Source organism: Kineococcus halophytocola, assembly GCF_041276425.1.
Taxonomy (GTDB): domain Bacteria; phylum Actinomycetota; class Actinomycetes; order Actinomycetales; family Kineococcaceae; genus Kineococcus; species Kineococcus halophytocola.
In genome coordinates, this window is the sequence record NZ_JBGFTU010000024.1 from 46,164 (window position 1) to 60,924 (window position 14,761).

Annotated in this window: 10 protein-coding genes and 1 pseudogene; 3 read left to right on the forward strand and 8 right to left on the reverse strand. The window is 77.8% G+C overall.

Translation table 11 applies throughout. The features are described from left to right. The first annotated feature begins 7 nt into the window (after positions 1-7). Positions 8-544, forward strand: a complete 537-nt coding sequence (locus AB2L27_RS17675) for a toprim domain-containing protein (protein WP_370442811.1) — start codon at positions 8-10, stop codon at positions 542-544. Here the strand turns inward: AB2L27_RS17675 and recD are convergent. Genes recD through recC form a run of 3 tightly spaced genes read right to left on the reverse strand, consistent with a single transcriptional unit; the run spans position 534 to position 9,225 of the window. Then, entirely contained in the window at positions 534-2,390 is a 1,857-nt protein-coding gene (gene recD, locus AB2L27_RS17680) for an exodeoxyribonuclease V subunit alpha (protein ID WP_370442812.1), read from the reverse strand. The two genes, AB2L27_RS17675 and recD, sit on opposite strands and share 11 nt — an antisense overlap. Beyond that, positions 2,387-5,797, reverse strand: a complete 3,411-nt coding sequence (locus AB2L27_RS17685; RefSeq protein ID WP_370442813.1) for a UvrD-helicase domain-containing protein — start codon at positions 5,795-5,797, stop codon at positions 2,387-2,389. The genes recD and AB2L27_RS17685 overlap by 4 nt, the downstream gene beginning before the upstream one ends. Beyond that, complete coding sequence (gene recC, locus AB2L27_RS17690; protein WP_370442814.1) at positions 5,794-9,225, reverse strand: exodeoxyribonuclease V subunit gamma; 3,432 nt, start codon at positions 9,223-9,225, stop codon at positions 5,794-5,796. The genes AB2L27_RS17685 and recC overlap by 4 nt, the downstream gene beginning before the upstream one ends. A gap of 54 nt (positions 9,226-9,279) precedes the next feature. On the opposite strand from recC, the gene AB2L27_RS17695 reads away from it, so the two are divergent. Then, entirely contained in the window at positions 9,280-10,269 is a 990-nt protein-coding gene (locus AB2L27_RS17695; RefSeq protein ID WP_370442815.1) for an MsnO8 family LLM class oxidoreductase, read from the forward strand. Here the strand turns inward: AB2L27_RS17695 and AB2L27_RS17700 are convergent. The 5 genes from AB2L27_RS17700 to AB2L27_RS17720 all read right to left on the reverse strand — a co-directional run bounded on the left by AB2L27_RS17700 (position 10,253) and on the right by AB2L27_RS17720 (position 13,954). Beyond that, entirely contained in the window at positions 10,253-11,608 is a 1,356-nt protein-coding gene (locus tag AB2L27_RS17700) for a threonine/serine exporter family protein (protein WP_370442816.1), read from the reverse strand. The two genes, AB2L27_RS17695 and AB2L27_RS17700, sit on opposite strands and share 17 nt — an antisense overlap. Positions 11,609-11,678: 70 nt before the next feature. Beyond that, positions 11,679-12,062, reverse strand: coding sequence for a hypothetical protein (locus tag AB2L27_RS17705; protein ID WP_370442817.1), 384 nt, complete (start codon positions 12,060-12,062; stop codon positions 11,679-11,681). Between the two features lie 112 nt (positions 12,063-12,174). Further along, positions 12,175-12,834, reverse strand: coding sequence for a nucleoside/nucleotide kinase family protein (locus tag AB2L27_RS17710; RefSeq protein ID WP_370442818.1), 660 nt, complete (start codon positions 12,832-12,834; stop codon positions 12,175-12,177). A 2-nt stretch (positions 12,835-12,836) separates the two neighbouring features. Then, positions 12,837-13,511 carry a histidine phosphatase family protein gene (locus AB2L27_RS17715; RefSeq protein WP_370442819.1) on the reverse strand — a complete coding sequence of 225 codons (675 nt, stop codon included), beginning with the start codon at positions 13,509-13,511 and terminating at the stop codon, positions 12,837-12,839. 23 nt (positions 13,512-13,534) lie between these two features. Beyond that, positions 13,535-13,954 (reverse strand): hypothetical protein, encoded by a 420-nt coding sequence (locus AB2L27_RS17720; RefSeq protein ID WP_370442820.1) that lies wholly within the window; start codon positions 13,952-13,954, stop codon positions 13,535-13,537. 555 nt (positions 13,955-14,509) lie between these two features. Here AB2L27_RS17720 and AB2L27_RS17725 point away from each other — a divergent pair. Next, a pseudogene (locus AB2L27_RS17725) lies at positions 14,510-14,761 on the forward strand (tyrosine-type recombinase/integrase); the annotation flags it as partial.

Genomic DNA, 14,761 nt, shown 5'->3' on the forward strand with positions numbered 1-14,761 from the left:
CCCCGCCGTGGTCCCCGAGGACGTGGTGGCGCGCGTCGCCACCACCCTGGAGACCAGCACGAACCGAGCCCGCCGGCTGGTGCGCACCGCACTGCCGGCGGGCTTCGTGCTGCAGGTGAGCGGCCGGGCGCGGGTGGTCCTGGTCGAGGGCCCGACCGACGTCGCCGTCCTCGGGGTGCTGCTGGGCGGGCGGGTGCCGGTGGTGGCCGCGGGCGGCAAGCACCTGCTGCCGCTGGCCGCGGCCCTGGCCGGGGCCCTGGGCACGGCCGTGGACGTCGTCCTCGACGGCGACGACGGTCCCGGGGCCGGGCACCGGGCGCGCCAGGACAGCCTGCGGGTGCGCGCGGAGCTGACCGGGGTGCCCGTGCACGTCCTGCCCGGGGACCTGGAGACCTGCCTGGCGCGGTGGCCCGCGTTCGTCCGGGCGCTGCCCCGGGGCCTGACCAAGGACGCCGGGGCCTACGCCCGCGCCGCCGCGGCCGCCCTGCCGGAGGGGGCCCCGCCGGTGCTGGGCCCGCTGGTGGCCGACCTGCTCAGCCGCTGAGCCGTTCGGCCAGGCCCGTCGCCCGGGCCACCGGCCGCGCGACCGCGGCGGCCACCGCCTCGGCCGAGCCGACGACCCGCACCCGGCTGCGGGCCCGGGTCAGGGCCGTGTAGAACATCTCGCGCGTGGCCAGCGGAGAGCTCTGGGGCGCCGCGACCACCGTCACCGTCTCGAACTGCGACCCCTGGCTGCGGTGCACCGTCATCGCGTGCACCGGCTCCACCGCGGCCAGCCGGGCCAGCGGCACCCGCAGCGGGCCGGACCCGCGTCCGAGGGCGGCCAGGAGCACCCCGTCCTCCTCCAGGACGACCCCGGTGTCGCCGTTGAAGACCCCGACGGCGGGGTCGTTGGCCGTGACGATGACGGGCAGCCCGACGTAGCGGCCGTCCGGTCGCGGCAGCACGCCGAGCTCCTCCACCGCCCAGCGCTGGGCCAGCGCGCTCCAGTGGGCCACCCCCCGCGTGCCGCGCCGGTGCGCGCACAGCAGCCGGTGGGTGTCCAGGGCCGCCAGCGCCGCCGCGGCGTCCCCGGCGCGGGCGGCCCGCACCACCGCGCGGGAGCGGTCCAGCACGTCGGCGCGGACCACGTCGAGCGCGGCCCCGGCCACGAGCTCGGCGTCGGGGACCTCGAGGAACTCCACGTCCGGGCCACCGGCCCGCAGCAGGCCCACGACGTCGTCGGCGCGCTCCTCGCGCACCGCCTGGGCCAGGTCGGCGATGGTCCCGCCGTAGCGGTGGGTCCGCCGCAGGCGCGCCACCCCGTGCGGGGCGGTGGCCGCCGGGGCCACCAGGTCGGCCAGGACCGCCCCGACCTCCACGGAGGCCAGCTGCTGGGGGTCGCCCACGAGGACGAGCCGGGCCCCCGGGCGCAGGGCCGACAGCAACCGCGCCATGACCCCCAGCCCCACCATCGAGGCCTCGTCGACGATGACGACGTCGTGCGGCAGGCGGTGCTCGGCGTCGAACCGGGCCCGGACCGACCCCGGCCGCAGGCCCAGGAGCCGGTGCAGCGTCGAGGCGGAGGCGGCGCGCAGGAAGGCGCGCTCGGCGTCGGTGAACACGTCCTCCCCGGCCGCGGAGACCACGGCTTCGGTCAGGCGCGCGGCGGCCTTGCCCGTCGGTGCGGCCAGCGCCACCCGCGGGGCGCCGTCGGACAGGGCGTGCACGGCGGCCAGCAGCCGGGCCACCGTCGTCGTCTTGCCGGTGCCCGGACCGCCGGCCAGCACCGAGACCCCGTGCGCGAGGCACACCGCGGCCGCGGCGCGCTGGTCGTCGGCGGGGTCCCCGGGCCACAGCCGGTCCAGCACCGCGTCGACCGTGGCGGCCGCGAACGGGGCCACCCCCCGGCTGCGCTCGCGCAGGTCCCGGGCCACGGCCAGCTCCTGGCGCCAGTACCGGTCCAGCCAGAGCCGGTCGCCCACCAGGTGCAGGGGGGCCGTCGGGGCGGCGTCGCCGGTGTCCTCCCCCGGGGCGTGCTCGACCGTCAGCGGGCTGGCGCGCACGGCCTCGCGCCAGGCGAGCGGTTCGGGCCAGGGCACGGCCACCGGCTCCACCGCCCCGGAGTCGTCGGGGTCCTCGGGCACGAGGTCGCCCACCGCGGACAGCTGCAGCACGACCGAGCCGTGCCGCACGGCGCGCACGGCCAGGGCGACGGCCAGCAGGACGCGCTCGTCGTCCTCGCCCGTGACCGCCCCCAGCCGCCGGGCGACGTGGACGTCGGCGGCGTGCAGCAGGCCCAGCTCGTTGACCTCCCGCAGCAGACCCGTGGCGGTGCGGGCCAGCGCCGCCGACCGGTCCGGCTCCGGCGCGCCCGTCGCAGCGGCGGTGACGGTGGTGGTGGTGGTCACGGGGTCCTCCCGGCGAGCAGGTCGGAGGTGGCCACGACGAGCGCGGCGGGCGGGTGCCAGGACCAGACCCCGGGGGGTGTCCCGTCCGGGCCGGGGGCGACGTCGGGGCCGCCCATGCCGCGCAGGAACAGGTACAGCGATCCCCCCAGGTGCCCGGCCGGGTCGTACCCGGGCAGCCGCCACCGCAGGAACCGGTGCAGCGCCACGCTGTAGAGCAGCGCCTGCAGCGGGTAGTGGGCCGCGAGCACGGCCTCGTCGAGGGCCTCGCGCCGGTAGTGCCAGGCGGTCAGCTCCTCCCCCGGGCCGGCGAGCCGGTTGGTCTTGTAGTCCACGACGAGGAAGCGCGACCCGCAGCGCAGCACGGCGTCGATCGACCCGGTCAGGTACCCCCGCAGCCCCTCGGCCGCCAGGACCGGTTCGGTGAGCTGGTCGGCGTAGGCGTGCACCGGGTCGGTCGCGGGCAGGTGCCGGCGCAGCAGGACGGCCAGGTCCCCGACCCGGCCCCCCGCCCCCGTCCCGGCCGCGTCGCCCCCGGCCAGCGGCAGCTCGAAGTCCAGCTCGGCCAGCCGGTCGGCGACGGCGAAGTCCTGCAGCGAGCGCCCCCGGGCCAGCGGACCCAGCCCCGTGCGCAGGACCGGGTCGAGGGCCGCGGCCAGCGGTTCGGCCAGCGGCGCGGCGAACTGCTCGCGGGCCAGGGCCGCCAGGTGGGCCGCCCGGTCCGGCACGGCCGGGTCGAACCCTTCGAGCACGGCGTGCACGAGCGTGCCGAAACCGGTCCCGGCGGGCAGGTCGGCCAGCGGGGACGGCACCGACCGCCAGCCCTGCGGGTCGTCCGCGCCGTCCGGGCCCGCCGGGCCGGCCGCCTCCGCGCCGACCTCCTGGACGTCGACCTCGTCGGAGCGGACGTCGACCTCCGGGTCGGACAGCACGGCCCGGCCCGGCTGGTGGGCCTCGTGGACGCCGCGGGTCAGACCCGAGTACGAGGTGCGCCGCCAGCCGAGGTCCACCTCGGCGGTGAAGCGGGCCAGGAGCAGCCCGGCCGGGGCCGGCACCGGCCCGGACCAGCGCCGCGGCGTCGACCGGGCCGGCACGCCCTCCACCGCGACCGGGCCCCCGGGCGCGAACAGCGCCTCCAGCCGCGCGCGCACGGCCTCGTCGGTGGGCAGCGGCAGCTTCGGCGGCACCGCCCGGACGTCGTCGGTGAACAGGAGCCGGTGCAGCGCACCGCGCTGGGTGGTCGTGGCCGGCGCCCACCAGACCAGCAGCCGGGAGACCGCCCGGGTCAGCGCGACGTACAGCAGCCGCAGCTCCTCCCCCAGGTCCTCGGTGTCCGCGGCCCGGCAGTGCGCGTCGTACCCGGGGGCGGCGGGACCGCCGACGTGCAGCGCGCGCCGGCCGTCGGGGGCGTGCGCCACCGGCAACCGGTCCTGGGAGCCGCCGCCGGGGGCGTCCCAGCCGAAGGGGACGCAGACGACCTCGTACTCCAGGCCCTTGCTCGTGTGGACGGTGGCGATCTGCACGGCCTGGCGGTCGGTGTCCAGCCGCCGGGACCGCTCCCGGTCACCGTCCCCGGCCGCGTCCTCGACCCGGGCGCGCAACCACGACAGCAGGCTGGACACGCCCCCGCCGGGGTCGCGGGCGGACTCGGCGTGCAGCACCTCGGCGATGTGCCGCAGGTCGGTCAGCCGGCGCTCGCCGCCCTCGACGCCGAGCAGCCGGCTCGGCAGGTCCCGCTCCTCGTTGACGGCGGCGAACATCGCCGAGACCCCGCACTCGGCCAGGACGGTGCCCCAGCCGCGCAGCGCGACGGACACCTCGTCGGTGGCGTGGTCGCCGCGGGCGTCGAGCTCGGCCGCGCTCCAGCCCACGAAGGACGACAGCGCCGTGCGCCGCACCCGCGCCGCCCGGTGGGGTTGCTCCACGGCCTCCAGCAGCCACAGCCACTCCCGCGCGGCGGGGGTGGAGAAGACGCTGGGCCCGCGCGAGAGCACGCAGGGCACCCCGCGGCGGCGCAGCTCCTCCTGCACGAGCTGGGCCTGGGCCTGGGTGCGCACGAGCACGGCGACGTCCCCGGCGGCCAGGTCCCGCTCGGCCCCCGCCCCGCCGGTGTCCCGGTGCGGGTGCACCCGCAGCCCCTCGGACAGGACCGCGACGACCTGCTCGGCGGTGTCGCGCGCGACCGCGGCGCGCACGTCGGCGACGGCCGGCACGCCCGTGCGGGTGGTGACGGGCAGCCCGTCGCGGGGCAGCACCCGCAGCCGCACCGGCGAGGGGTCCGGGCCGCCGGCGCCCCGGAGGGCCGCGGTGCGGTGGTGGGCCTGCACGGGGTGCACGACGATCCGCTCGTCGCCCAGGGCCGCCCCGCGCAGCAGCGCCGCCGTCCCGGCCAGGACGGCGGGGTCGCTGCGGAAGTTCGTGCCCAGCGTCGCGGTCGCGTCCGCGACACCGACGGCCTCGAGGTAGCTGTTCACGTCCGCGCCGCGGAAGGCGTAGATGGCCTGCTTGGGGTCGCCGATGAGGACGAGGGGGCAGCGGCCGTGGAAGGCGGCGCGCAGGACCTCCCACTGCACCGCGTCGGTGTCCTGGAACTCGTCGACGAGGACGACGGAGTACCTGCGCTGCAACCGCTCGCACGCCGTGGGCCCGGCGACGTCGTCGCTCAGCGCGTCCCGCAGCCGGCCCAGCAGGTCGTCGAAGCCCAGGACCCGGCGGGACCGCTTGCGGGCGGCCACCTCGCGCCGCACGCCCTCGGCGAACCGGACGCGCAGGTCCTCCGGGGTCTGCGGGAGGGCCCCGCGCGGTTCGATGCGCGCCTCCGGGCGGGCCACCGCCTCGCGGGCGATCCGCAGCGCCACGGCCCGCGGGAACGGGGGCGGCCGGCCGCCGGGGCGGACGGCGAAGCGCACGTACAGGTCGTCGCAGACCTCCTCGACGAGGTCGTCGACGTCCTCGACGAGCGTCGCGGTCGGGTCGACGTCGGCGGCCGTGCCCAGGCTGGCCAGGACCTGCCGGCAGAACTCGTGGATGGTCGCGACGGTGGCGGCGTCGAAACCGGCCAGCGCCGCCGACAGCCGCGCCCGGCGGCGTTCGACATCGGCCGCGTCGGCCGCCGCGAGGTGGCGCACGACGGCGTCGGAGGAGGTGGCCGCCGCCACCGGGTCGGCCAGCGCGGCGCGGGTGCTGAGGAGGCGTTCGCGCACGCGGTCGCGCAGCTCGGCCGTCGCGGCCCGCCCGAAGGTCACCACGAGCAGTTCGTCGACCGTGGCGACCCCCTCGGCCACGTAGCGGGTGACCAGCCCGGCGATCGTCCACGTCTTGCCCGTGCCGGCGCTGGCCTCCAGGACCGTGGTGCCGGTCGGCAGCGGGCCGGTCACCTCGAAGTGCGTACCCACCGCGTGCGCGCTCACCGCTCGTCCATCCGGTAGGCACCGAGGAGGGGTTCCCAGAACCGTTGCACCGCAGCGTCGAACGTCGTCGGTGCCCCCGGCGGCCAGCCCGCGGGCGGGGCCCAGTCGAGCAGGACGTCGACCGGCGAGCGGGCCCCCCAGACGCTGACGTTCTCCTCGTCGGCGTCCTCCTTGGGGTAGGACCAGTCCGAGGTCCACGCCCCCGTCGCCGCGCGGCGGCAGGCGGCGGGCGGGCGCCCGGCCCACGCCGCCTGCGCGTAGGCCATCGCGGTGTCCACGGGCAGCGGCAGGGGCGCGCACAACCCCGCGGCCCGCAGCTGCAGCAGGTCGGTGAGCAGCCCGCGGACGACGTCGGACGGCACCGGCCCGAGCGTCAGCAGGGCCACGCTGCCCCGCCCGCCGCGGCCGACGACGACGGTGCGGAACTGCGTGCCCGGGTGGGCGGCGGACAGGGCCAGCAGTTCCAGCCAGGCCCGCACCGTCTGCTTGGCCTTGACCCGGGAGTAGACGGTGGTGACGGCGACGTCACCGGTGGCGCGGCCCCCGGGACGGACGGGGCGGACGCCGCGGACGTTGCCCGTCAGGCGCACCGGCCCGGCCCCGGGCACGTCGAGGTCGAGCTCGACGTCGACGCTGCGCGGTGACCCGCCACCGGCCCCGGGGTCGAACCCGGGGTCGAACCCGGGGTCGAACTCGGCGGCCACCGCGGCGATCCGGTCGACCACCGGCCCGACCTCGCTCAGCACCGCGGTGCCCAGCGGCCCGGGGGGCAGCCCGCCGCGGGCGGTCTCCAGCCGGACGACCTCCCCCGCCCCGGCCCCCCGCAGCCGGGCCGCCAGCGCCCGGTCCCCGACCGCCCAGGTGGCCAGGGCGTCGAGCTCGACGGGCAGCGCGTCGGCCGGTTCCTCCTCGCGGGTCGACGTCGCCACGTCCAGGCGCTGGCGCCAGAACCCCTTGGCGGGGTGCTGGAAGAACTGCACGAGCTGGTCCAGGTCGAGGTCGGTCACGGGGGCCGGGGGCAGCCCGGAGGTCAGGAACGGTGGCGGTGCAGCCGGTTCGGCCGTGCCCGCGGCGGCACCGGCGTGGGCGCTGCGGTCGTGGCTGAACGCGCCGGGCCGCCCCAGGGCGCCGTCGGCGAAGTTCCGCGGGTCGGTCGGCTGCAGCGGGTGCTCGACGACGACGCGCTCGCGCACCCCGGGGTGGGCGGCCTCGAGGGCGTCGAGCAGTTCCCCGACGGGCACGGCCGGGGGCATCCGCGCGCCGGTGCGCACGTCGCGGCCGGAGTAGGTGACGACGAGGGTGTCCCGCGTCGAGCAGACGGTGTCGAGCAGCACCTGGCGGTCCTCGCTGCGGGGGTCGCGGTCGCCCAGGTGCGGGTCGCGGGCCAGGACGTCGTCGGCGTCGGGGGCGCCGACCCGGGGGAAGGCGCCGTCGTCCATGCCCAGCAGGCACACGACGCGGTGCGGCACCGACCGCATCGGCGTCAGGGTGCAGACCGTGAGCGCACCGGTGCGGAAGTTCGCCCGCTGGGGCCGGCCCGCGAACCGTTCGGCGACCAGGGCGGCCACGTCGGCCAGCCCCACCTCGGCGGTGCCGGCGCGGGCGGCGTCCTGGGCCAGCTCCCCGAGCTCGCGGCGCAGCTGCACCAGCTGCCACGCCCCGTCGGCGGGGACGTCGGCGAGGTCGAGGACGGCGTCGAGCAGCGCCTGGCACCAGGCGGCGACGCCGTGCCGCCCGGACAGCCGGCCCACGGCCGCCTCGAGGCGGTCGAGCAGTTCGGCGAGGCGGCCGGCGAGGTCGACGCGGGAGGACTCCACGTCCACCAGCGGGACGACCCCCGACGTCGCGTCCCCCAGCAGCTCCTCCTGCCCGCCGCCGACGGCGACGCCGACGAGCAACCGGTCCAGCCCGGCCCGCCACGACCCCTGGGCCACGTCCCCGAGGGACCAGGCGCTGCGGTGCGCGGCCGACAGGCCCCAGTGCACCCCGGCGTCCACGGTCCACTCCCGGACCTGCTCGAGGTCCTCCTCGTCGAGGTCGAAGCGGCGGCGGACGGCGGCGGTGCCGGCCAGGTCGAGGACCTCGGTGGCCGTCAGCCGGCTCTGGGCCAGCACGAGCAGCCGGGCGGCCAGGGCGAGCAGCGGGTTGGTCTGCAGGGCCGAGCGGTCGGCGACCTGCACGCGCAGGCGGCCCCCGGGGTGGGAGTCGGTGGAGAAGACGGCCTGCACCAGCGGGGCGTACGTCTCCACGTCGGGGCACACGACGATCACGTCGCGCGGCTGCAGCGTCGGGTCGTCCTGCAGCAGGCCGAGGACGACCTCGCGCAGCACCTCCACCTGGCGGGCCCGGCCGTGGCAGGCGTGGACCTGCACCGAGCGGTCGGCCGGGTCCGGGTCCGGGGCCGGCGCGGGGACCTCGTCGGCGGCGAGCGCCGCCTGCAACCGCCCCAGCAGCGTGGGCCGTGGCGCGGGGGCGGGGTGGTGGACGTCGTGCAGGTCGGGCACCGCGTGGAGCAGCCGGGCCTGCAGCTCGCGCACGTCGCGGGCCAGGGACAGCAGCAGCGGGTGCCCCCCCGTGCCCCAGCCCTGCCCGGCGCGGCGCAGGCTCACCGGTGGCTGCGCCGCGGCCCACAGCGCGGGGCTGGGGTGCTGCAGGAACAGGTGGACCTCGCGGTGGGCGGCCAGCGCGGCCAGCACCCGCAGGCGGGACTCGGCCAGCCGCGTGAGGGCGACGACGGCGAACCGCTCCCCCAGCGGGGTCAGGGCCGGGTCGGTGCGCAGGGCGGCGCACACGTCGTCCAGCAGCTCGGCCGGGGCGGGCAGGCCGACGTGCTCGCGCACGGCCCGGAACGTCTCGGGCTGCCAGCGCAGGTCCGCCGGGACGTCGGACCCGCCGGCGGCCCAGTCGACCAGCAGCCCGGGGCGGGCGGCGCCGTAGCGGGCGAACAGGCCCGCCAGGCGGGTCGCGGCGGCCGTGCGGCGGACGCGGGGCACGTCCTCGCCGGGGACGGCGCGCAGGTGGTGGCGCAGGACCGCGAACTCCGGCCGCCCCGGGCCCGCCGGGCGCCCGTCGGCGGGGGCGATCTCGTCGAGGACCTCCAGCACGTCCCAGGTCAGGGCCTCCGGGGCCCAGCGCTCGACCGCGCCGGCGGCCGCGGGGTGCCGCCGGCCGACGACGTCGGCCACCACCGCGTCGAGCAGCCGGGCCGGGGAGGAGAAGTCCACGCGCGCGCAGATGCCGTCCTCGGCGCCGTCGGCGGCGCCGAGGTGGTGGGCCAGGCGCTGGGCGATCCAGCGTTCGGTGCCCCGGGCACCGACGGCGAGGACGTCGGGGGCGAAGGGGTCGGCGCCGGCGGCGGGGGTCCGCAGGACGTCGGCCAGGCCCGCGAGGAGGGCCGTCGCGCTCTGGGAACGGTGGACGTGGAGCACGGGACCTTCCTACCCGACCCCTCGGACACGGCCCTCGCGTGGTGTGCTGACCCGGTGCCGACCGCTCCCGCGCTGTCGATCCTGGACCGCTCGCGCACCCGTTCGGGCCAGGGGGACGCCGACGCGCTGCGGGCCACCCTCGCGCGGGCCCGGCGCGCCGAGGCCGCCGGGGTGCACGGGTTCTGGCTCGCCGAGCACCACGCGGTGCCGGGGGTCGTGGGCCCGGCCCCGACGGTCCTGCTGGCGGCCGTGGCGGCGGCCACGACCCGGCTGCGGGTGGGCACGGCCGGGGTGATGCTGCCCAACCACCGCCCGTTCGTGGTGGCCGAGCAGCTGGCCGTGCTGGCGGCGCTGCACCCCGGGCGCCTGGAGATCGGCGTGGGGCGCTCGCTCGGCTTCACCGCCCCGGTCCGCCGCGCCCTGGGCGCGCAGACGGGTGAGGACGCCGAGGAGCGGCTGGTCGAGCTGCTGGACTGGCTGCACGGGCGGGGTCCGGTGACCCTGCGCCCGCGGGTGCCGGCGCCGCCGGTGTGGCTGCTGGCCACGGGGGCCGGGCTGGCGACGGCAGCGCGGCTGGGTCTGCCCGTCGTGGTGGGCGGTCGCCTGCTGCGGGACGTGGAGCCGGTGCGGCGCTACCGCGACGAGCACCCCGGGGGCCGGGTGAGCCTGCTGCTGGACGTCGTCGTCGCCGACGACGAGGAGGCCGCGCGCCGGGAGCTGCTGCCGCAGGCGGTGGCGCTGGCCCGGGTCCGCAGCCGCGGGGAGTTCGGCCCGCTGCCCACCCCGCAGGAGGCGGCCGCGGCGGTCGGCTCGAGGGGGCTGACCGGCCGCGAGCGCGCCGACGTCGAGCGGTACCTGGGCGAGGCGGTCGCCGGGACCGCGCCGCAGGTGCGCCGGCGCCTGCAGGAGCTGCTGGAGCGCACCGGGGCCGAGGAGCTGCTCGTGGCGGCCACCCCGTACGACGAGGACGTCGAGGCGGCCAACGACGCCCGGCTGGCCGAGCTGGTGCCGGAGCTGACCACGCGGCTCAGAACCGCCGGCTGAGGGCACGTCGCCGGACCCGCTGCTCGATCCGGTCGAACTCCCGGCGCAGGGGCTGGGAGCAGAACTCCCCCAGCGTGACGCCCGCCGCGAGCGCGAGGGCGGTGCCGAAGGCGGTGACGAGCTGGGCCAGGCCCGCCGAGGTGCCACCGCCGACGATGCTGAAGATGGCCCGGTAGATCGCCAGACCGGGCAGCAGCGGGACGACCCCGCACACGGAGACGACCAGCCCCGGCACGCCCCAGCGCCAGGCCGTGCCCTCGGCCAGCAGGCCGACCAGCAGCGCCGCCAGGCCCGCGGCGGCGACCGGGCCGGCCCCCAGGAGGGAGGCGGTGCCCGCGGTGGCGGTGGCGGTGGCCCCGGCCAGGGCGGCCAGCAGGACCGCCCGCATCCCGGCGTACCCCGACACGGCCCAGGTGAAGGCGGCGACGGCACCGGCGACGACCTGGACGGGCAGCGGGTAGGGGGTCCCCTGCGAGAACGACAGGCTGAGGGTGATGCCGGCGCGCTGGCCGAGGTCGAGGACGGCGGCGATGCCCAGGACCAGGCCGATCGTCAGCAGGACCGTCTCGAAGGCCCGCGCCCCGGCGGTCACGTAGAAGCCGGAGATCGCGTCCTCGGCCGACCCCACGAGGGACAGCCCGGCCAGCAGCACGACGATCCCCGACCCCACGACGAGGGAGGGCGGGAGCGTGCCCACCCAGTCGGGCAGGTGGGGGCCGACGACGAGCAGGAGGAGGGCGAAGGCGGTGGCGATGGCGGCGCCGGCGAACTGCTGGAAGAAGGCGGGCAGGCCCCGGCGGTTCAGCGCGGCCAGCACGACCTGCAGGACGCACGTGACGAGGCCGGCGCAGACGGCGACGGCCCACGTCCCGCCGATGGCGACGGCGACCGCGGCGGCCAGCCCCACGGACCCGCCGGCGGAGATCCACGGGCGGTAGGGGCGGCGCTGGGACAGCAGCCGCTTGAGGCGGGTGTTGATCTCCTCGGCCGGCAGCCCGTCCCCGGCCTCGTGGGCCAGCTCGTACAGCGCCCCGAGCCGGGAGTAGTCGCTGGCCCGCACCTTCACCACGCGCGCGGAGGTCAGCGGGACGCGGTCGGCACCGGCCGTGGAGACGATGACGGCGGTGTAGTTGATGTCGACCTGCGTGTGCTTCAGCCCGGCACCGGCGGCGGCCCGCAGGGCCAGGGCGGTGACGTCGGCCGCCGAGGCCCCCGCCGACAGCAGGGCCTCGGCCATCCGCACGACGGCGTCGAGGGCTTCCAGCGCCTCGGGCCGGGTGAGCCCGCCGTCGTCGTACGGTTCGGGGGACGGGCTGTCCCCGGCCACGATCTCCGCCAACCGGCTCCGCCATCGAGCTGTCGGGAGTCCGGTGCGCAGAGCCACGCGGTGACGTTATCGAAGCCCTGCGTCAGCAGTTGAGGGTGAGGGTGTCCCGGTCCGGGACGGGCACGACGTCGCACCCGACGCCGGCGGTGCCGAGGTCGACCACGCTCCACCCGGACGTCCCCTCGAGCCGCAGGACGGCCGTGGCCGGGTCGAGCGCGGCGGGGTCGGTGGGCTCGAGGTCGGCGGCGGCCCACTCCCCCGCGACGCGGACACCGGTGACCGTGAAGGAGCCGGCGGGGACGGCGGCGGTGAGCGGGCTCGAGGTCACCGCCCGGGCGACGGCGGTGTCGGTCCCGGGGTCCTGCCCACCGTCCACGGCGCCGGCGGGCGAGCCGGCGCCGGCCAGGACGAGAGCGAGCGCGGGCGCGGTGAGGGCGGTCAGGGCGAGCGTGGTGCGGCGGTTCACGGTGTGACCTCCCGTGGGTCTGGCGGATCAGGTTGTCCGGGGAGTGGACGCAGCGCGGGCCCGGCCGGTTGCACCGCGGGCCCTCGCCCCCAGGACCCTCCGCAGAACCTCCTCACCCGGGGTCGACGAGGAGGTCGGCCCGGTGCGCGCTCGCGGCGACGACGGCCGCGTTGGCCCCGTCGCTGCCCAGCGCCCACGCGCGGGCCTGCTCGGGCGTCCTGCCGAACTCCTCGTGCCGGGCGACGAGCCGCTCGATCCGCAGCCGCTCGTCGGGGGCGACGTACCAGGTCTCGTCGAGCAGCCCCTCCAGCGCGGCCCACGGCCCCTCGCGCAGCAGGAGGTAGTTCCCCTCGGTGACGACGAGGGGAACCTCGCGCGGGACGGGCAGCGCGGAGCCGACGGGTTCGTCCAGGTCGCGGCGGAACTCCGGGGCGTGCACCACGTCCTCGGCACCGTCCTCGGCACCGTCCTCGGCCCCCGGGCGCAGCCGCCGCAGCAGCGCGACGTACCCGCTCGCGTCGAAGGTGTCCGGGGCGCCCTTGCGGTCGCGGCGGCCGAGCGCGTCGAGCACCCGGTTGGCGAGGTGGAACCCGTCCATGGGCACCAGGACGGCCCGCCGGGGCCCGAGGTCGGCCACGAGCCGCGCGGCGAGGGTGGACTTGCCCGCTCCGGGCGGGCCGGTCAGGCCCAGGACGCGCCGGGGACCCGTCGTCAGGGCGCGGGCCCGTTCCAGCAGGGCCTCGTACGGCGGCTGCGGGGCGGGGGCGCCCACGCTCAGAACACCGGGCCGGGTTCGGCGGCCGCTCCGGCGCCGGCGGCCTCGGCCTGCTCGGGGGCCACGACGGCCCCCGCCCACCGTTCGCAGGTCCAGCCCTGCTCGGGGGAACCGACGAGCTCGACGACGCCGGTGTTGCCCAAGCCGGTCGCGATGACGAACTCGGGCGTCACGTTGCGGACCCGGGCCCCGGCCCAGGCCCGGATGGCGGCGCCGTGGCTGACGAGGGCCAGGGCCTGGACCCCGCTCGCGCGGGCCGCGGCGAGGGCGTGGGCGACCGCGGCGTCGTAGCGGGCGAAGAAGGCGTGCCCGTCCTCGGCGCCGGGGGCGGCCGCGGACAGGTCCCCCTCCAGCCACGCGGCCAGGACGTCGAGGTAGCGCCGGACGGACCCCTCGTCGCCACGCATCTCCGCCTGCCCGGCCTCGATCTCGCGCAGGCCGTCGGTCACGGCGACGTCGAGGCCGAGGTGGGCGGCCAGCGGGGCCGCCGTCTGCTGGGTGCGCACGAGGGTCGAGGCCGTGAGCGCCCCGATGCCCAGCCCGCCCAGCGCGGGGACCAGGGCGGCGGCCTGCTCGCGCCCGAGGTCGTTCAGGTCGGCCCCGGGGGCGGCGGTGTCGAGCAGGTGCTCGACGTTGGAGCGGGTCTGGCCGTGACGGACGAGGAGGAGTCGCACGCCGCCACGATCCCAGAGACCGCTCAGAGCACGACGTCCAGGCGGCCGTGCGTGGAGCCGTTGAGCATGGTCATGAGGCGCAGCTGCACCTCCACCGGCACCGGCTCCTTGGCCGTGAACGTCAGCCGGCCGATCATGCGCCGCAGGTCCTCGGCCGTCAGGTCGCGGTGGTCGGAGACCATGCCGCTGGCGCGTTCGCGGTTGATCTCCCGGGCCAGGGAGGCCACGGGGGCCGAGCTGACGTCGAGGCCGCCGTCCTCGCCGGCCCCGTAGAGGTGGCCGAGCAGGGCGCGGTCGGACTGGGTCAGCTCGTCGAGCGGGTCCTCGTCGATCCACTCGGGTGTGATGCGGCGGACCGGGGTCACCGATTCCGTGCCGCTGAGGCCGTCCAGCCGGGAGGCGGTGCGGACCGCCGGGGCCGAGGTCACCGTTCCGAGTCGCATCGTCGTCTCCTGTCCTGTGTCCGGGATTGTTGCCCAGAGTGTTCTCTGTGTGACTCCCAGTGTCCGGCAGGATCGACCATGATCTGAGGACATGTCACCCGGACGGCCCAACGGCCGTCCGGGTGAGCTGCGTCGTCGCAGGTCAGGGGCTTGACGGGGCCCCTCGCCGGGATCCGTCGCCGGACCCCGGCGCGACACGGGCGTGGCGGCGCAGCAAGACCGTGCCGGCCCACGCCGTCCGTGTCGCCCGCACCCCTCACCTGCGGGGACCTCCTCGCTCGCCTCCCCTGGTCACCGACGGGAGGGCGGGAGGCACGAGAGCCCCGGATCCACGACGTGCCGGCTCCGGCCGGGAACCCCTCGGGACCCCGTCACGTCTGCCGCGACCACCGGCCCCGCTCGGGTCCGGGTACTCCGGAGCGGTACGTCACCGCTCCCCTGCTGGTGAACGACGTCGCCGCGGCCCGCCCGCAGAGCGATGATATGCGGGTGATCGGGGGCTAACCTCCGATCTGAGCCCAGACGGGCTCGACGTCCTCAGCGTGGAGGCACCCCATGAACGTTCTGGATCTTCGACTGACCCAGGGGTTGACGCCCTCTGGCCTGCCCTCGGTGCGCCTGGGCGAGCCGTGGCTGGACGCCTACCTGGACTTCCTCACCGCCCGCTGCCGGCCCAACAGCGTCCTGGCCGCCGGCTACGACCTGAAGGTCTTCTTCACCGTGATCGCGAAGGTGCCGGCGGAAGTCACCGCCGCTGACGTGCTCGGGTTCATCACCACCCAGCGGACAGGATCAGCAGACGTGGCC

Excerpts from the sequence above, each read along its gene's own strand:
- AB2L27_RS17720 (WP_370442820.1), bottom strand. The coding sequence starts at position 13,954 with ATGCGACTCGGAACGGTGACCTCGGCCCCGGCGGTCCGCACCGCCTCC.